Raw genomic sequence first — 17,961 nt, 5'->3', positions numbered from 1 at the left:
CCCTGGCGGGCGTGGTGATGGGCGCGCTCTGGGCGCCGTGTGTTTCTCGGCGTCACCGGCGGATGAGCTGACGGATGAAGCGGGGGAATGCCGGGACTGACGCCGTCTCGGATCCCACGTAGGACGGGCGAAGCGATTCTGAGGCAGCGAGGGGCCGCTCGCCCCTCGGGCGCCCGGCCGTATATGGTGCCGCTGCGGCAATGATCTGCCTGATCCGCGGTTGTCTGTGCGCGGTGAATGCAGCCCGTGCGATCTTTAGTGGGCCTTGTTGTATGCGTCGAGGATCGAGCCGGGGACGCGACCGCGGTCATTCACCTCGTAGTCGTTTTCCCGCGCCCAGGCGCGCACCTCTTCCGGTGCTGGCCCTCCGTCGCGGCTAGCCTTTCGGACGCCGCGTCCGGTCTTCAGGCGTCCGGTTTTGCGTCCGGCCTCGATGAAGGGCCTCAGGGCGTCGGCTAGGCCGTCGTAGCTGGCTGACGTGAGGTCGATTTCATAGGTGACACCGTTGAGTGAGAATGCGTGCGTCTGCACGTCCTCGGACTCTTCACCGGTCAGGTCGTCTGTGTAGACGGTAATCACTTTCTGGGCCATGCGGGGGATCGTACACGTCATAAACCACTGCATCAACTGTGACAAGAATCCGCCGCTCGGTGACGGATGGACTGCGTCGCGGGATTAGGTGTGTGACAGTCTGCCTGTGCGCGACAAGAGCCGCTGGTGGCCGGCCCTGAACGACGCGGAATGTCTGCTCCTTGCCGGTCTGCGCGTTCGGGGATTCTGGAACTCCGCGATTGCGATCCGCTGGGGAGGGGTATTCACCTGGGGCGGGAGGCCGCTTGCGCGGTCCACGGCTTTTGGATATACCCGGCCGGGCATCTCCGGGCGGGCGCCCGGGCCGGCCTTCGACGGGACTTGGTACGGGCCGCGGACGCAGCCCGTACCCGGTCCCGCCCGCCCCCGTGGGGATGATGGCCCGTGCGGTGCGGGTGCCCGGAGTGCCAGCCGGGGGGCCGGGGGGCGGCTCCCGAAAGGGGGGATACGCGCTGTCTTCGGGCAGATCAAAACCGTGTGCTTGTCGCAGGCGGGCAGCCCGCGCTAAACAAAATCCACCCGAGTGAGGAGAGCGGGCATGCCCTACATAAAGTTCACGACGAGACGTATGCGTATCTGCGGGACATGCCGGTTGAAGCACGTCGGATTCTGGAATCCTTGACGGGGTGTTGCGATGTCTGCTCTCTTCGATGCCGACGGGGCCGGGGTCGAGGAGATGGGCTACCTGCTGCCGCCGCGGTGCGTGCGCGCTGCTTTCGGATGACAATCTGTGGCCCAGGGAGCAGGAGGTGTCGGGACTGGGACTCGTGGTGGCGCTGGGCGGCATGTGTGAGCTGCCGTGGGATGCGGAATCACCGATCCTGCTGGCCGCCGGTGACCTTCCAGCCCGCGATGATCTTCCAGTCGGCGGTTGCCGTCCATCGGATTTCTCTGGCTTGTACTGCGCTGCCAGTGATCCCCAGTGCATCAAATCCCCCGCGGAACGGTGCCATATCGACTCCGGGCGATGGACTGCTCTGAGCCACGAGTACTCCCGGAGCATTGCGGAGCGCATTGCTTGGCGAATTCAGTGAGGAGATAAGCTGTCTCTCGCCAAGGCGGCCGGGCACGATGTGGCTCCGGGAACGGTACGACGAGGACGGTGCGCTGTACGTCCGAATCGGCTCTCAACAAAGAACGGTACAAATCCATCCCGTGGGCACTCGAGATGCGGCATCGCCTCAGTGGACGGCCGCCTGCGAAGACTTCCTTCTGGGACCTTGAGAGGTGCACCGGACACCACAGCCGGCCTGTACGACCGACAATCAGCCGCGCCCGCGGCCGCAGCCGTCGAGGGGCTTCCCGGATGGCCTGGGCGTTGTGCGCCTTATCGACGTGGTCTGCCCGCGCAAGGCGGCGACCGGCCGGTGTGAGCTCGCAGGGCTGTCAGCTGGCCCACCGGGGCGGCGAGCGGCGTCGAGGAGGTGCTCGACGGACTGCGAGGCGGTCTGTCACTGGACCGGCCGCTCCGCCAGACAGTGTTGGTGTGCGACGGTCTCGATCGCATCGCTCCCCTGGTCGTTGACTTGTGGGGCCGGACCCCGGCCCCGGCCGAGCGCTCCTTTTGGAGAGCGTGGACGTCTTGGACACCGGGCCTGTGGAGGCTGGTCGGGCTGAGGGGTTTTACGGGTGGGTGCAGGCTGCGGCGAAGTTTTTACACCTCGTATGCAGGCCCCGATATCGGGGCTCGGGGTGGGCGGGCGGACGGTAGAAAAGGGGAGTGCGGCGGGCTTACCCGGCGGGGTGCCCAGGCTGCTCGGCACTGTAGGAGGAGGCTGGCTGCCGGGCGCCGGTGCGGGTGGCAAGGAGGTGAGGTCCGGCTCGGCCAGGGAACCGAGTGCGCGACGGGCGCCGGTCCGTCGTTGCCGGCGTGGGCTGAGGCGATGGGGCCCGCCGGGACGGGGATCGGCCGGGACGGCGCCGCATGCAGGGCTGGATCATCGTGTGTGGGGCCTTCCTGCCGTGCGTTGTATGAGCTGGGGGTTTGGCGCGGACAGACGGATGGGAGGACTTGGTCGGGGTGACGACGGATTCGGACTGGGGCCGACGGGCTGCCTGCGCACAGGGCCATCCGGACCAGCTGTTTGTGGAAGGCGCGGCGCAGAACCGGGCCAAGGCCGTGTGCCTGGGGTGCCCTGTGCGCACGGAGTGCCTGGCTCACGCGCTGGACAGCCGTATTGAGTTCGGGGTGTGGGGCGGGATGACCGAGCGGGAGCGGCGGGCACTGCTGCGGCGGCGTCCGGGCGTGGTGTCGTGGGGCCGTCTGCTGCAGACGGCCCGTGCCGAGCATGATGGCCACACGGATTGATCGCGGACGAGCAGCCGGGCCGTTTGCCGCCATGAGGCCGGCGCCTGGCTGCCGGCCCGGGGCAGTGCGGGGCGTGGCTGCCGGGCTCGCGTAGACGTCGGGCGTGTCTGGGCGGGGTGGAGGAGGTAACGGTGCGCACGGGTGGACGTGCGGGGGCCGAGGCGTTCACTGCGCCCGCAACGCGGTGACACGCACCATCCCGCGAAGCCCAGATGTGCCGGACAGCGCGTGGGCCGTGCCCGCTTGCAGGGCGCTTTGACGCCGCAGGGTGTGGCGTCTGGGAGCGGCGGGACGGTTGCGCAGGGGGCAACGGGGGTTGGTTCACAGCGCGCGGGAGGCCATCTTGTGAGCACGGCGGCCGAGCCGGCGCGGGTGGTCTTCAATCCGCGGGCGTGGGCTGGCCCGGGGCCGTGGGGTTCGCCTGCGGGGAGGAGGTGCCGGATGAGGGATGCTGCACCGGATCCCAGCCGGATGCGGGCGCCAGGGGCGGAGAGTTCACCCAAGGCCGCCATTGAGGTCGTGCGTGCCGAGCAACTGGTCAAGACGTACCGGCGTCCGGGCACCGTGGTGCGGGCCTTGCGAGGGGTGGATCTCGTGGCCGGTTGCGGGGAGTTCGTCGCCGTGACAGGGCCGCCCGGTGCGGGCAAGTCGACGCTGTTGCATGTGCTGGCCGGCTTGGAGCGGCCCGATGGCGGACGCCTGGATCTGGCCGGTGAGCGGGTGGATGAATGGTCGGGCGAACGGTGGGTGGCGTTGCGCCGGCAGCGCGTCGGGCTGGTCCTTTCGTCGTTGCCGTTGCTTCCTCCCTCGACCGTGGCCGGGATGATCGAGCTGCGCGTGCTGCTGGCGGGCGGTTCGTCCGCGGCGGCCCGCGAGCGGCGCGCCGAGGTGCTGAACGTATGCGGGCTTCAGGGCTATGAGGGATGCCTTCCGGGGGAGTTGTCCCGCCGCGAGCGGCGACGGGTCGCCATCGCGGTGGCATTGGTCCATCGTCCGGCGCTGCTGCTCGTCGACGAGGCGGCCGACGGCCTGGAAGCCAGGGATGCCGGTGGGGCGCTGCACCTGCTGCGCCGGCTCCATGAGAGGGGCCAGACCCTCGTGGTGGTCACGCATGACGCTCGCGTGGCCGCTACCGCAGACCGCGTGGTGAGCCTGTCCGGCGGACGTGTCGTGGACGATGTAGTGCTGGGCGTGTCCGGCAACGCGCGCACCGTGGGAGTGTCGGACGTGGTGGAGCTGGCGGGATACCGGCCGCTTGGCCACATCGACGGGCGGCCGGGGCCGTCCCGGCTCCCGTAGCCGGCCTGTACAAGGGGGCGTAACACGCATCGGGCAGCGCCTCCCGTGCGCACCCGGGCGGATGTGCCGTGCCGCGCTCCGGAAATGGCAAAAGGCGGGGATTTTTCTTACGCTCTGTCAGCATGCCGTGCTGTGGCTGCCCGCCGGGCCCCTCGTGACGAGGCCGACCCCGCAGCCTTCTTGTGGCCGTTGCAGCGGGAATCGCAAATCGGTACATACATCTCCGTCGGGCCCGGCTGTCCTGCAGCGACAGCACCCGAGTGGGAGAGCGGCATCTGGTGCATCGGTCAGGAAACGGCACACCCGGCAGGCGCCCAAATCGTCCGCGTCACCATCCTGGGACGCAACAAGCCCCGAATCCGCGACTACTTGACGGAACATCAGGACAGGGGTTACCAACGGTCCATGTCATCTGCCGGCCCTGGTCGTGTGGAGCAGATGGTTTCCGGTGCAACGTCCTCCTGCTCGGGCCTGTGAACGAGAGGGGCACTTCCCTATGCCCGTGTCCTGTGCGAGACGCCAACTTACCGCTCATGCCGGTGGCTTACTGCTCTTGTGTCTCGTCGTGATGGTGACCTGTCCGGCGGCGGCATCCCCCACGTCCCCGGCAGCATCACCGCGCTCCCGGTTTGCAGACGCGCCTTTGAGTGTCCGTCCCGTCGGGGTGTTCACCCAGGTGTATAACGACTCCGGCACTGGAGCCGATGACGACCTCTCCATCTGGCGGCCCCAGGTGAGCCAGACGCCCGGCTACTTCTCGCTCGGTGATGTCGCGATGGCAGGTCAAGGCACCCCGCCCGCCACCTCGTTCGTGATCAGCGGGCCCACGGACGCGTTGGCCCCTCCGGTGGACTACCGGCTGACGTGGACTGATCACGGTTCCGGGGGCGACCAGGATGGATCCGTGTGGGCGCCGGTGGCTCCGCCCGGCTACCAATGCCTGGGTAGTGTCGCGGCAGCGGGCTACGACAAGCCCTCCACCGGCCTCGTCCGCTGCGTCAAGTCGCTGTATCTGGTGGCCGGGACGGCGGTGAAGGTATGGGACGACGCCGGGTCGGGTGCGGACAGCGACCTGGGTATCTGGCAGAGCGACCCCTCAGATGCGCAGGGATTGTCCGCTTCCACCTTCATCGCGCGCCCCTCCCATACGGACACCGGCGGCCCGGAGCTCTACAAGGTTTTGGACAAGACCAGGATCGACGCATCGGTGTGGTCTCGCGGCCCCGTCACGGCTGCCACAGCCAGGGCCTTCGCGCCGCGCGTGTGGCTTCACTCCAAGGAGGAGTACTTCCCCTCCGGCGTCGGCTACTTCCTGCCGCACGTGCACGAGGCCAGCGGCTACTTGGTCACCAATGAGCCGCTGGGCTGCGACACGTGTACCGATCCGCCCTTTCTGCGCGGCCAGCGCCCCGACCGGAACGCCGTCGACGTCTACGCGGAGATCGCCCCACGCACACGCAACGGCGCTGCCACGAACGTGACGGACATCTTCTACTGGATGTTCTTTCCCTACAATCGCGGCAAGGACGTCTGTGTGGGATGGGACTCCCCGATGGGCTGTGTGGGAGGGACCAAGTCGTTCGGCAACCACGTCGGCGACTGGGTCCACCTGGCGATCCGGTTTGTGGACGGTCTTGCCTCGCAGGTCTACGTCAGTGCGCACTCCGCCGGCGCCCTGTACACCTTCGGGGACAAGAACCTCGCCCTCACCCCCGACTGGCGGCCCGTCGTGTACGCGGGCCAAGGCTCGCACGAACTGTATGCAAACCCGGGCCGGCACATCTACCACGACCTGCCCAACGGCGGTCACCTCGCCGACGAAACCGACCACGGCACCCTGTGGGACACCGCAACGGCACTGACCCCCTACACATGGCAGCCCGCGGGCACCTACACCGGATCGCTGTCCTGGCTCAACATCAGCAGCAGGTGGGGCAATCGCGGCTCAGGCTGCCTGCCGGCACCGGTCAGCCAGTGCGTGCTGGAAGACGGTCCCGTTCCCCTCATGGCCCGCGACTACGCCCAGCCACCTCTGATGCCTCTGGACTGAGCGCGCTCCGCCGTGCCCCGCACCACACGCATACCGGCTCACGGTCCGACGGCGACCAGCCCGGGGGTGCGCGGCCCCGCCCACTCGCCCGCCCCACGGACGATGCCTGCCCTGTCTGCTGCCACGACCGTAAAGACAACGGGCGGAGGGTTTACGGGGGTGACACTGCCGTCTCGCCCGCACAGGGTGCATCGGTCGTACTCAGTCAGCCACCGCGCCACCAAGGCGCACGGTGCTCACCGGACGATCGCCCATGGCGGGTCGGGAGGGACCATGAGAATCCGATTGCGTCGCCGTCACCAAGCGGCACTGGCCTGCGCCACGATGGCCGCGTTTTCCGTGCTGTCCTCGGCGCCGGCCCACGCCGCCGCCGTCACCAACCCTGTCGTCATCACCGCGCTCGACAGGCAGATACTGAACGGCACCCAGATGGCACAAACCTGGGGCAGCAATCCCGCCACCATCGTGTACCCGGGCTCCTGGCTCAGCAACTACTGCAGCAGGAACGGCTTCGGCAACGGTATGGGGCAGTGCCGCCTCCTCAGCTTCTATGAGGAGCAGCGCGTGAGCTACGACCGCAGCTACCAGCAGCCGGTCACCGATCCGATGTACAACTGCACGGACAGGGATTCGACAGCAGATGTCACCTGGAGCCATGCGTACACCACGCAGACAACGCTCGGGGCTTCCGTGTCCGTGTCCTTGGGAGTGACGTTCAACGAAGCACCGCTGGGAATGGGAGCCACCGAAACAGTCACCACCACGGTGGGAGCGAGCTGGTCGTATGCCTGGGGCACGACCGACACCATCAGCAAGAACGATCGCGTGACCGTCTCCCCGGGAAGAGTCGGCTGGCTCGCCTACGCGACCGATCACGGCACCGCGCACGGCGTCGCCTCGGTCGAGATCAACCAGCCTCCCTCGGCGACGTTCCCCCAGGGCATCAAGGGCTATTTCCAGACGGTCGTTGACCTCACCGGAGATCTTCCCAAACCCATCGATCCCAATATGGGGAACCCGCAAAACGGCATTGTCACGCAGAGCCGGGCCATGACGCCGGCCGAGCTGAGCCAGTGCCTCACCAACCCGACCGCACACTTCGGCTAGTAGGCAGCCGCCATCGGGTGACGTCCACAGAAGGCGTCGCTGCACACCCGCGAATGGACCTGGGGGTGCCGGCCGCGTACGCCGAAGAGCGGCGGCTGCGGACCGGCACCGGCCCACAGGCCTGCATCCACACGACGCCACAGGCCGCCCGCGCCCGTCCCCGCACGGCGACGCGTCACATGGGCCGGGCCACCCAGAAATCATCGACATGCTCGTCGGAGACGTGCACATCGACGCGCCCGCATCTGGTGAGGCCTCTGCCGGCAACGGCGGCCACTCGGCATGCCGAATGACTCCACCACGCTGTCCTCAGGCGCAGTTTTCAGCCGGGCGCGCCGGCACGCAGGGCCGGGCAAGCGCTGACGGGTGTCCGCACGGCGGCCTGTGACGCAGAGGAGAGTTGCCCACCCGGTAGCGGCAGCGCGTTCGCCCGCGGGTCCCGACGGATTTCGCTGACATCCGCGTCACGGCGCCGTTGCTCAGCTGCGAAGATCCCTACGCCCGGCATAGCCAGGCCCGGATATGGGACGTGCGCGCGCTCAGCGGGACTGTTCGTCCCTGCACGCATTACGGCCCGGCATCGGCGCAGTCCGAGGCGATGTTCTCGACCGCAAGGCGGGGTGACACCGGCCTTTGTCTCACGTTCTTGGGGACCGCGCTCCTGGGGGCGGAGTCGGCGAATTCACCAAGAGGCGTGTTCTGGCTGAGGAAGCGGATGAGGCCGGCGAGCTTGGAATCGGGAGCCGGTAGCTGAATGCCCGCCTGCTGCGCGCGGCATGGAGCAGTCTTGACCCCGCTGCCTGCCCCGCTCGCGCTGAGCCGGATGCCGCGGGGCTGGCCGCCGTCGGCGGTGCGGGGAGGCAGGACGCGGGCGTGCTGGCCGGCGGGGACAGAGCCGGTGGCGGTCTCCTTCACACCCCAGTCCACGCCCAGGACGCGGCCGGTCTCACAGAGCGGCTCAACCTGAGCCGGGACGACGAAGGACACGTACCAATGTCCGAGCGCGTCCTGGTACACGCGCACACTCGACGCATCGGCCAGAAGGTCCCACGACCACACCACCGTCAGCACGATCTGGCCCGCAAGGTGCAGGCGGCCCGCCTTGAGGCGGAAACCGCGTCGGGTGTAGTTGAGGCTGGGCCGCGCCTTGCCTTCTTCTTCCAGCGGGGCATCCGGGCCCGGCGGTGCATCGACAGCCGGTCCTTGATGTCCTTCAGGGATTTGGCACGCGACGTGGCAATGTCGCGTATCACCTGCTGCTGCGGCACCGACGCGCCCTGGCGTGTCGTGCGGCAGTGGAACACCACCGGGTCTGCCTGCCAAGAGCCGGGGACAGGGGGCCCGCTGAGATGGCTTTGAGCCATCGTCTTCCGAGAATGCTGTGCCACTGCTTCACGTCCGACAGGCCACACCATGTGCCGGTCGGCGGTCGAACCCACTTTGGGTGCACTCGCGTTCGCCGCCAGAGGTTCAGGATTCGGCCGACGCCGAGACACATGCCTGCGGTTCGGGTCGGAAGAGAACCTTGGGCACCCTCTATCGATATTCGCTTCTTACATCTTGTAAGGACTGCGAGGGTCTCTTTACAGGGCGGCGACGTGTCCTGACTTGGCTGGATTGGCATGCGCTGGAGGCCCGGCATATACGGGCAGTGCGTACGATGCGGCGAGCACAATGTTGGTCAACAGAGACTGATTGCTGTTCATTTGATGACCATGGTGGTATCCGGTCTCGTGATTCCCCGGTGCACACCGTGGCCAGCGGGAATTGATAGGTGGAACAAGGTGCAGTCGGAGCCGTTCTACAGGGTCTTCGAAGCATATGCTGACGACCCCGCTACTGCGCTCGACAAGGCGCGCGAGAACGCGGCGAACTACGAGGCTGCGACCGAGCTCGAAGCCACCGAGCTGGACAGCAGGACAGGATGGACCATCCGGCGCGGCCCGGTGGGGCTCCTGGCCGTCGGCAAGGCCACTATCCGAGTCAAGCTGGAAGCCGGCACGAGGATCGGCGACCTGCCCGCCGTCTGTTTGTGGTATCGGCGCCTGGTCCCGTAAGACGACTGGCCTCATTGGCCGGCCATGTGCTGGTGGCACCGCGTGCGGGTCCTATGGGGTGCCCTGTTGCCTGATGGTGTCCAGGGCTTGAAGAGCGACCTGCAACGACAGGCATGATTGGGCGTCGTTAAGGTTCACGGACAGGATCCGTTCTATTCTCTCCAGGCGGTCGTACAGGGAGGGACGTGAGATACGGGCTGCTTCCGCCGCAGCGGTCTTGTTCCGTCCGTGATCGAGGTATTGGGCGAGCACCGACACGAGGTTCGTGCCGTGCCGGGCGTCGTGATCGAGGAGCGGGCCTATCTCGTTCTCTACGTAACTGTGCATGCGGCTGTCATCGTGGAACAGCCGCAGCAACCCGGTCAGATGCAGATCCTGCGGCCTGAAGTAGAGGGGGTGCCCGTCTCCCTTCCCTTGCGAGTATGCGGAGTGAATGACCGCCCCGACAGTCTGCAGAGCAGCGGAGAGGGTATGGCGGGCGCCATGTATGGATTCCACGGCGGGCCCCACAGCGATGATCACATCCGAGCCGGTGCGCGGCCCGGCGTTCAAGCGGCCCTTGAAGTTTTCACGTGCCAGCTTGTGGAGTCTGGTGGAGATGACTTCCAAGGCTCCCGCTGTATCTCCCTTTTTGTTCAGGGCGATGAGCAGCCCCACTACTCCGTTGCCCAGGGAGGCAATCAGGGCTCGAGGGTGGTCACGGCGCAGTGCGGATACGGCCAGTCGTTCCAGGCCGCGCTCATCCGTCCCCGAGACTCGCTGCGTGCCGCGAAGCCGCAGGGCAATGCCCACCAGTTGGGCATGCTCAAGAGGCAGGCCCAGGGCGGCGGCGCGAAGTGCCGACTCCTTCACGGTAATCGAATGCGTCAGGAGACCTTTCAGGAGCTCTGCATGGGCTTGGCGTTCCGGATACTGGTCGCTGGACCCGATGAGCTGGTTGAGCGCCAAGGTGTCCGCTGCCCGCTGCAGGATCAGCCGGCAGATCTCGGTATGGCGGTCGATGCCTGGAGCCTGCGCCTCATCGCCTCTGCTGCCGGGCGGCAGCATGACCAGACGCCCCCAGTCCCTTCCGCGAGCCCCCACGGTCGTGACCAGCCAGCCGCTGATGTGCATCTGGCGGGACTGTGCTTCCCAGCCGGAGAGGATGTGCGGTGGGGGCTGATGGGCCGGATCGTAGGCCAACACTTGATGTGCAAGGTTCTCCAGCACGACCGGACGCCCCGACAGCCTGGCGACGTGGTGGACCACATCCCATGAACTGGCACCCTCCAGGGCCAGTTCGGTGAACGTACGGTGCACCTCGTCAGCGGTGCTCAGGACGTCGAGCCGATGCCCGAAAATAGCGGTGTTGACGTCCTCGGCAATGTTGGTCAGGTGGGCAGGCGGTCGGATCGTTATGAGGGGCATCCTATTCCGCTCAGCAGTCCGGATCAGCGCGCTAGGAAGCGAGACGGGATACCGGGGCCCCAGAAGGATCACGATTCCGGAAACACCGGACCCGGCCAGCTCCGCGATCAACTGGTCCATGTGGTGGCCGTCGTCGGGGAGAGCGGTACCGCAGGTCAAGATGAGACGCTCGGCCGTGGGCATCTGGGTTGGCATCATTTCATGGGTGTGTACCCACCGGACCGGTGCGGAAATGCATTCCTTGCCGGCCACCACGGCGGGCGCGCTGCGGGCCATGATCTCCAAGTCGAGTACATCGGCCACTGTCAGCATCGATTTGCTCCCCTCGGCCTGCCCGGCGATCGTCCCCCTGCGGGTTGCAGGCCTCATATCGCCTAGAGCGTGGGGGTCGGCAACATAGGCTAAAGACCGCCCAAGAGGTGACCCAACATGTGTTGCCGAGATTGCAACAGGTGTCCCGGGGCGCGCCACTTGGTGCAATTCGAGCAACCGTAATGTCGAATTTTGCACCGCCTTCCTAAGGTGAGCGTCACAGTCCTGGAAAACCATGTCCGGCGGCCCGGGGAGAGCCATGAACGACAGATACGCCGTGGTGCGGGCGGGGGAGCGCTGGGCAGTGGTCTGCACCGTGACGGGCGTAGTGCTATTCGCCACTCCGAGCCTGCCCCGTGCACTCCAAAGAGCCAGGCGCTACAACGGACTTGGTCTGCTGGCCCGTGTGCCGCGCCCCCGAGCGCCGCAGTAACACCGTTGCCTACATGGTCAGTTGGTCGTTGGCCCGGGAGTGGCCGGCGGGGTGGCCGACATCTATGACGAGGCAGTGTTCGCGGCCATCTTCTGTGTCCTGGCGGCGGCTGTGCCTGGGCGGACTCTGCCGCCGTGTTTCGGGGCCTCGAAGTCGACCGTGCATCGCCGGTTCCCGATCTGGTCGCGGGCGGGGTGTCTGGGCACGGCTGTACCAGGAGATGCCTGAGATGCTCGTCGGTCAGGGCTAGGTTGTCATGGGGCTGGCTGCGGAGAGACCGACGCACAGGGGCAGTCCGTTCGCGTCGGACGGGACGTGCGGTGGGGGAAGCGGTCTGCCCGTCTGAGCCGCGGGTGGACAACGGCAGAGCTGCTTCGGTCGCCGGCCACACCCTGGCGGTCGGCCTGCTACCCAGGAGGCTCAAGCGCCGCACTGCCGGCTTCGCTCGGTTTGAAGAGGCGCCGTCACCTTTTGCGGAAGTGAAGGCAGTGCGGGGCGACCTGCCCCTGTTCACGCCCCTGAACTGCGGGATGCCGCGCTGCAACTCCCCGGTCGCTCCCGCGTGCCGTGACAGTGTGCCACCTCCGCGCCTAGGAGGGGGTGGGATGGGCAGGCGCGTCGTCGGGAGCCCCTTCCGCGGACGCGCCCGCGTAGCCCAATGTGCGGGAGAGCTGTGCCGCGCATCTGACGGTGAGTCTGCCGGCGGCGTCGAGTTGGTTTTGCAGGCGGTTCCGTGGGGCGACGATGTTGATGGCGGCAGCGATGCGGCCGCGGAAGTCGCGGACCGGTGCCGAGACGCCGACCAGGCCGTCCTCCAGCTCACCGTCGACCTTGGAGTAGCCCATGGTCCGAATCAGGCTCAGTTCATCGATCAGGTCGTCCACGGTACGCAGTCGCTGAGGTGAGGGCGCTTCGTGGAAAGCTTCGTCCGCGAAGGACGCCCGCACCACTGCGTCCTCCCAGTCCGATATGAGGGCGCGGCCTGCCGACGTCTGGATGACCGGCACGGTCAGTCCGTCCCACCCGAGGCTGCGAAAGGCATGCGGAGAGGCTTCCGTCAGCAACGTCATGACGCTGCGCCCGCGCAGTACACACAGGTACGCCGTCTCATGCACCTGTGAAACGAGGCGGCGTAGGGACGGGGCGGCCATCTGCACAAGCCGGCTCTCACCGGTGGCGGCGGCGAGGGCAAAGAGCCGCCAACCGCACCGATAGGTCAAGGTTTCGGGGTCCCTGTCGACCAGCCCCTCTTCTTTCATGCCCGCCAGAGCCCGTGAAACCTGGCTTTTCTCCCGTCCCGTCAGCTCGGCGATCCGCGTCACGCTCAGTCCGGCGCCCCGCGTCGCTTCTGGACTGCGGAGCACCTCCAAAATTTCAAGGTCCCGGCGAAGACCAACAGCGATGCGCGGTGCGCTCATGAGACTCACCTCGGGTTGCGACACAGGCAACTGCCGTCGCCAACAGCATAAGTCCTGGTGCGGTCCGTTTTCCAAGGATCGGTCCCTCCCCCGGCCGACAGGGGCGGGCAGTCTGAAAGGAAGCCGGGGAGTGAGAGCGGCCGTTGCAGCTTCGGCAATTGCGATTGTCGGCCCTCCCGGATCGCCTTAACGTCCCGAGGTGCCTGTAGATCGTCTGGGAAGTTCTGCACGGCCATCGGGACGGAAGGGCCGCACAAATGGGTTCAGCTGTACATGCCGGGCGTGGAGTGAAAATCCTTGCCCCACGTTCCATCAGTAGGTAGCAGCGTGGACCGACATCATGTGAACGGGTATGCCAGGCGCCCTCGCTTTCGTCAGCCCCTCTTGTCGGGCCAATTTCACGGGAAGATGCAAGGCAGGCTCCTGGTGGTCGGTGGCGGGCCGGCAGGGGTGGCTGCCGCAACGGCTGCGGCGCAGGCCGGTTTCCGGGTTCTCCTCGCGGAGCGCGGCTGTCGTCTGGGAGGGCAGTTGTCCGTGGCTGGCAGGGCATTTTCCCGCCGGGCACTTTGGCTTCGCTGGTCGAGCTGGGCTGAAGCTGAATTGAAGGCGCGTTCCGTCGAAGTGAGATTGAATACTGCGGTCACCGCGGAGGATTGTGCTGCCTGGGAGCGCGTCGTGCTGGCCACGGGGGCGCGATCAGCGGGGCTCTCGGTCAGATCACCCGGCCGGATAGCGGTTCTGAGTGCCTGGGAGGCCATCCTGCGGCCGACGCCCCTGACGGGGTCCATCGTGGTGTTCGACGGCGACGGCGAATGGCCGGCGCTGGACGCCGCCGAACTCCTCGCCACCCATGGGCTGGCCGTATACCTGGTGACACCGGCCGAGACCCCCGGCCACGGGCTGCGCAAAGGCGAGCGAGGCGCTTACCTCGACCGTCTCGACGCCTTGTCCGTCCGGCTCATGCCCCGGCACGACCTGGCCCTTTGTCCCGACGGACATCCTGCCCAGCTTCGTGATCTCGCGGCCGGCCGTGTCCGTCCGTTTCCGCTGAACCTGGGCGCCATCGTCGTCGCTGCCGGCCGCATCTCCGAGGACCACCTGGCCGCGCAGCTCCGCGTGCATCCCAAGATCCGGCGTGTGGGCGATGCCGTCCAGCCTCGTTGTCTGGAGGATGCGATCACCGAGGGGACTCGTGTGGTCGAGTCACTGCGCGATGCGTCATCCGATCTGAGCTAGAAAGCGATCTCTCATGCCGGAAGCCGGCGTGCACCTGAGAAGCCGATGGTCATCCATGGCGTGCAGAGACAGCCGCCTCGATGCGGGGCGGCTGGTGCGGTGCCACTCGCCGCCGGAAGCCGGCGCAGGGGAGAGGCGGCGTCTCCTGTCCTCCTGGACGCACCGGGATGCCGCCCGACCTGTCACCTTGGACGCTTGGTTTTGCGTAGCTTCGTGCCGTTCTTCTTGCCGGGTTTCTCCGGCGGCCGGCAGTCGCATACGCGCTTCAGTTCGCTTTCGGCCAACTTGACCTGCAAGGACAGCAACTGCATTCGGCGGTACTCTTCCGCGCAGGCCTGGATGAATTCTTCGACAGCGCTTTCGGGGATCAGATTCTGCAACCGGCTGCGGGCGGTTCTGCAGTTCACTGCGGCACCGGCCATGCCGGACTCCAGATGGAACCGAACCATCCGGGCCAGCAAGGCGGGAAAGCGATGCAGCACCGGCTCGTATTGCCAGCGGGCCGGGGCCAGTGTGAACAGCCAGCCCTTGGCAACCTGAGGGAAGCGGGCAGAATCCGGTGACGGTACCGAACCCGGCCACCCCCTGGGCGGGCGACGGCCTGCGTAGTCATCCCAGGCGAATTTGCGTGTCGGAGCCGGTGAGTCCTCAGCGCGGGGGGTATCGGATCGCGTCATGAACATCCCATCGGATTTTGGTCCACTATGGCGCGGAAAGCGGGGTGGACGGGACGTCGCTCGATGGCCAGGCCTATAGGGCGTTTACCGCATTCGGATAAAATTGGACAAATTTTCCATCGCCCGCCTCGGATCGAGATGCCTCGAACGGGACGGGGAAAAGAGATAAAGGATGGCCGCCCCCAGAACAGATGTCGCCGTGGGCGGCGTGCATCGACACACTCCGACCCGCGCGAATCGACGAATGGGCAACGACTGCAGCAAGAAAAGACGGCGAGTCAAGCGCTGTAGCGCGGTGGTCAAAGAATAGGGCGGTGCCGCCACTGACCACCCGACTATTCGGGCATGAGGATACCGGTGTGGTCACGCTTGCCGCGCAGGAACTCCTTCGCGGTCGCCAAATCGGTGTCACTTATTCCGAGCATCGATGAAAGCAGTCGCAGGTCCGCTGCGTTCATATTCGCTGCACCGGCGAGTACAACAGCGGTCCTCACTTGGTCGGGCTCGCTGCATGTGCGCTGCGCCAGCAGTCCGTGATCGTACAGAGGGGGCGACATGGCGGGCGATCGAGGGACGCTCCGGTCTGGTGAGTTCATATGCACGCTCTATCTGTGCTGGTGGCAGCGCCGTAAGGCAAAAGTATGAGAGTGATGCAGACCGATCAACATCAGTTGCCGGTGCTGCAACCGGCCGCACACCTGCGGCAGGAGCAGTTCCGGCGCGGCCCGCGCCCGCGGCGCCCGCACCGTTCCTGGCCGAAGAACGCCAAGGACGACGAGCCGCCGGTCCAACGAGCAGCTCAAGGCCCTCTGCCCTCAGGGGGCACACCGGCCCGGGCCAGGGACACCCTCGGCTCCCGTCGTATCGGTGAGCGCTCGGCCCCGAACGGTTCGTGCTGCACGAACTCTCACCGGTCTCTTCGGCGCCGTGCGCCCTATCGCCTGCCGGATCGGCATGAGAGCGTCGACCTGCGAACGCCGACCCCCCTCGGCTCGGCCGATGCCCTACACGCAGTGCGGCGTGCTCCACGCCGCTCGAACGAGCTTCGAAAGACGCCTCCCCAGGGTCCCCTGGTGTTGCGCGAGGGATTGCCTGGGGTCTTGGTACCGCCCGGTACTAGGGGCAAGCCCTGATGGCGGAGCTGGCTGTCACGGAAGGCTTGAGGGCATGAAGTCCCGCGGCAGTCCGTGTCTGCACATCTTCCCGGTGGCGCTTTGGCCGTCCGTTCGGCCCGCGGCCTGCCTACGTGCCGGTGGCGCACGCCGCAGCCAGACTGCGGGTGCGGTGGGCCTTCCCGGCCGCCTGACGACCTGGCGGCCGTTCACCATCGTTCCTGGAAAGACGGTGCATGATGTGCAGCGCGCGTACAGCGGCTGCTGCCGCTTCTTGGTGGTGCCGGACAAGTGGTGAAGACTCCTGGGTGGTTGCGCACGCCCGTGAGGCTTCCCACCGGTTTGCCACCCGTCTCGGCTGGCCGGCCGAGGCTTGCGATGATCTGGTCCTGATCGTGTCAGAGCTGGTGACCAATGCCTGCCGCCATGCTCCCGGGCCGTGCAGGCTGCACCTGGAAGCCGTACTCGGGGGCATCACGGTGGAGGTGTGGGACACCAATCCGCTGGTGCCGCCCATGGGTGTGCGAGCAACTCCGCTCCCCGGCACCTGCGAAGTGCCGTGCGGAGGGTACGGCCTGGGAATTGTCGCCCTGCTGTGCCAGGAACTGCGCGGCTTCGCCGCCCCGCACGGCGGCAAGACGATCCGCGCCCTCGTGGCGTGGCCCGCAGCATGCGAACAACGCCGTGACGAGCACGGCGCCAACGGCCCGTGCAGTGCGCGGACGCTGGCGCCCCTCCCCGTCCTGGCGGCCCTGCCCAGCGGCGCGCGGCTTGTTCCCGGCCCTCGCGTACGCCCCGCTCGCACCGGCAGGTATGTGCTGCAGTCATGCCACCCGGCCCCTCGTCGCCACTGCAGGCCGCGGCGCTCGCACCGGCGGGCCGGGCTTTTGCCGACCACAGGCTGAGCACAACATCGCGGTGCTCCCGACCTCTTGCTGGAGGCGTGTGATGGTGGAGTGGCACCGGAAGTTCGCTGACAGAGCGACCGATCACCCACGTGCATGGAGAGTGCCGGCTCCCGCACGGGGCGGGAGACGGACGAGCGTGTTGGTGGTCGGGGCCGGCCCGGCGGGCGTGGCGGCAGCCGTGGCAGCAGCTCAGGCCGGAGACCGCGTCGTTCTGGCCGAAGCCACTGATCATCTCGGCGGGCAGCTGGCCGTGTCCGGCTCCACGACGCGCCACCAGCAGTCGTGGCGGGCGTGGCGGGAGAGGGCCTGCCATGACCTGCGTGCCGGAGCGGTCGATGTGCGGCTGAACACGGTGATCCGACGCGAGGACACCACAGGCTACGACCATGTGGTCATCGCGACCGGCGCCGCCGTGCGCGACCGGCCCCTGATGACGCCCGACCACATGGTGGTGGTGGACGCCTGGAGCGTCATCGTGCGCCCGGCGCCCCTTTCCGGACCGGTTCTCGTCATCGACCGGGAGGGGGAGTGGTCCGCTCCGGACGCGGCCGTCACGTTGGCGACCCACGGACACGCGGTGACCTTGGTGACCGCGGCACCTGTGGTGGGCCACCGTCTGGCCTTCCCTCTCCAGGTGCGCTACCAGCAGCGATTGGCCGAGCTCGGGGGGCAGGTGCTGACGTGCTACACGGTTGTGGCCGAGCACCAAGGAGCCTGCCTGGTTCTGTGCCATGGGCGCAGCGGTGCACAGCGGCCGCTGCCCCGGCATCTCGGTGCTCTCGTGATCGCAGGCGCGCGCACCGCGCGGGCCGGTCTGTGGTCCCAGGTCGACGGCCGTCCCCACGCAAGCCGGGCCGGCGACGCGGTGTGCCCGCGTACCGTCGAGGCCGCCATCGCCCAGGGCAGGAAGGCAGCCGTCCAGTCAGTCAACTTGCCCCGACTCTGAAGGACTTTGTTGGCGGATTCGGTGATTGCCCGTGGTGATCTTGTTTGGTCGGGCAGTCTGATGGAGGTTCGGTTCCATCGTGCGGGGAGGCAAGGAGGGG

The 17,961-nt window shown here is 67.2% G+C and carries 13 protein-coding genes and 1 pseudogene; 8 read left to right on the top strand and 6 right to left on the bottom strand.

The annotated features are described in order from the left end of the window. Positions 1–255: 255 nt before the first annotated feature. Both ACQPXS_RS46845 and ACQPXS_RS46840 read right to left on the bottom strand, forming a co-directional pair. Positions 256–591, bottom strand: coding sequence for a histone-like nucleoid-structuring protein Lsr2 (locus ACQPXS_RS46845; protein WP_433456436.1), 336 nt, complete (start codon positions 589–591; stop codon positions 256–258). Positions 592–1,403: 812 nt separating this feature from the next. Continuing rightward, positions 1,404–1,577 (bottom strand): hypothetical protein, encoded by a 174-nt coding sequence (locus tag ACQPXS_RS46840; RefSeq protein ID WP_433456434.1) that lies wholly within the window; start codon positions 1,575–1,577, stop codon positions 1,404–1,406. A 998-nt stretch (positions 1,578–2,575) separates the two neighbouring features. Between ACQPXS_RS46840 and ACQPXS_RS46835 the strand changes: the two genes are divergently transcribed. The 4 genes from ACQPXS_RS46835 (at position 2,576) to ACQPXS_RS46820 (ending at position 7,355) form a co-directional block, all read left to right on the top strand. Beyond that, a complete protein-coding gene (locus ACQPXS_RS46835; RefSeq protein ID WP_433456432.1) occupies positions 2,576–2,899 on the top strand; it encodes a WhiB family transcriptional regulator in 324 nt (107 codons plus the stop codon). A gap of 441 nt (positions 2,900–3,340) precedes the next feature. Continuing rightward, positions 3,341–4,198 (top strand): ABC transporter ATP-binding protein, encoded by an 858-nt coding sequence (locus tag ACQPXS_RS46830; RefSeq protein WP_433456430.1) that lies wholly within the window; start codon positions 3,341–3,343, stop codon positions 4,196–4,198. A gap of 496 nt (positions 4,199–4,694) precedes the next feature. Beyond that, positions 4,695–6,248 carry a Vps62-related protein gene (locus ACQPXS_RS46825; protein WP_433456428.1) on the top strand — a complete coding sequence of 518 codons (1,554 nt, stop codon included), beginning with the start codon at positions 4,695–4,697 and terminating at the stop codon, positions 6,246–6,248. A 273-nt stretch (positions 6,249–6,521) separates the two neighbouring features. Then, entirely contained in the window at positions 6,522–7,355 is an 834-nt protein-coding gene (locus tag ACQPXS_RS46820) for a hypothetical protein (protein ID WP_433456426.1), read from the top strand. 896 nt (positions 7,356–8,251) lie between these two features. Here the strand turns inward: ACQPXS_RS46820 and ACQPXS_RS46815 are convergent. After that, a pseudogene (locus ACQPXS_RS46815) lies at positions 8,252–8,638 on the bottom strand (RNA-guided endonuclease TnpB family protein); the annotation flags it as partial. A 426-nt stretch (positions 8,639–9,064) separates the two neighbouring features. On the opposite strand from ACQPXS_RS46815, the gene ACQPXS_RS46810 reads away from it, so the two are divergent. After that, positions 9,065–9,412 (top strand): hypothetical protein, encoded by a 348-nt coding sequence (locus ACQPXS_RS46810; RefSeq protein WP_433456424.1) that lies wholly within the window; start codon positions 9,065–9,067, stop codon positions 9,410–9,412. A 51-nt stretch (positions 9,413–9,463) separates the two neighbouring features. On the opposite strand, the gene ACQPXS_RS46805 is transcribed toward ACQPXS_RS46810, so the two are convergent. Next, on the bottom strand, positions 9,464–11,131 hold the full coding sequence (locus tag ACQPXS_RS46805) for a PucR family transcriptional regulator (protein WP_433456422.1): 1,668 nt from the start codon (positions 11,129–11,131) through the stop codon (positions 9,464–9,466). Between the two features lie 1,023 nt (positions 11,132–12,154). Further along, a complete protein-coding gene (locus ACQPXS_RS46800; RefSeq protein ID WP_433456420.1) occupies positions 12,155–12,982 on the bottom strand; it encodes an IclR family transcriptional regulator in 828 nt (275 codons plus the stop codon). A 408-nt stretch (positions 12,983–13,390) separates the two neighbouring features. On the opposite strand from ACQPXS_RS46800, the gene ACQPXS_RS46795 reads away from it, so the two are divergent. Continuing rightward, complete coding sequence (locus ACQPXS_RS46795; protein ID WP_433456418.1) at positions 13,391–14,218, top strand: FAD-dependent oxidoreductase; 828 nt, start codon at positions 13,391–13,393, stop codon at positions 14,216–14,218. Positions 14,219–14,400: 182 nt separating this feature from the next. On the opposite strand, the gene ACQPXS_RS46790 is transcribed toward ACQPXS_RS46795, so the two are convergent. Then, positions 14,401–14,901: a hypothetical protein gene (locus ACQPXS_RS46790; RefSeq protein WP_433456416.1), complete on the bottom strand. Its 501-nt coding sequence runs from the start codon at positions 14,899–14,901 to the stop codon at positions 14,401–14,403. 1,342 nt (positions 14,902–16,243) lie between these two features. Between ACQPXS_RS46790 and ACQPXS_RS46785 the strand changes: the two genes are divergently transcribed. Both ACQPXS_RS46785 and ACQPXS_RS46780 read left to right on the top strand, forming a co-directional pair. After that, on the top strand, positions 16,244–16,912 hold the full coding sequence (locus tag ACQPXS_RS46785; protein WP_433456415.1) for an ATP-binding protein: 669 nt from the start codon (positions 16,244–16,246) through the stop codon (positions 16,910–16,912). After that, positions 16,821–17,861 carry an FAD-dependent oxidoreductase gene (locus ACQPXS_RS46780; protein WP_433456641.1) on the top strand — a complete coding sequence of 347 codons (1,041 nt, stop codon included), beginning with the start codon at positions 16,821–16,823 and terminating at the stop codon, positions 17,859–17,861. The genes ACQPXS_RS46785 and ACQPXS_RS46780 overlap by 92 nt, the downstream gene beginning before the upstream one ends. The last annotated feature ends 100 nt before the right edge of the window (positions 17,862–17,961 follow it).

The organism is Streptomyces sp. CA-142005, from assembly GCF_050942335.1.
Lineage (GTDB): Bacteria > Actinomycetota > Actinomycetes > Streptomycetales > Streptomycetaceae > Streptomyces.
The sequence above is the reverse complement of the archived record's forward strand: the minus strand, read 5'-3'. Positions and strand labels throughout refer to the sequence as shown.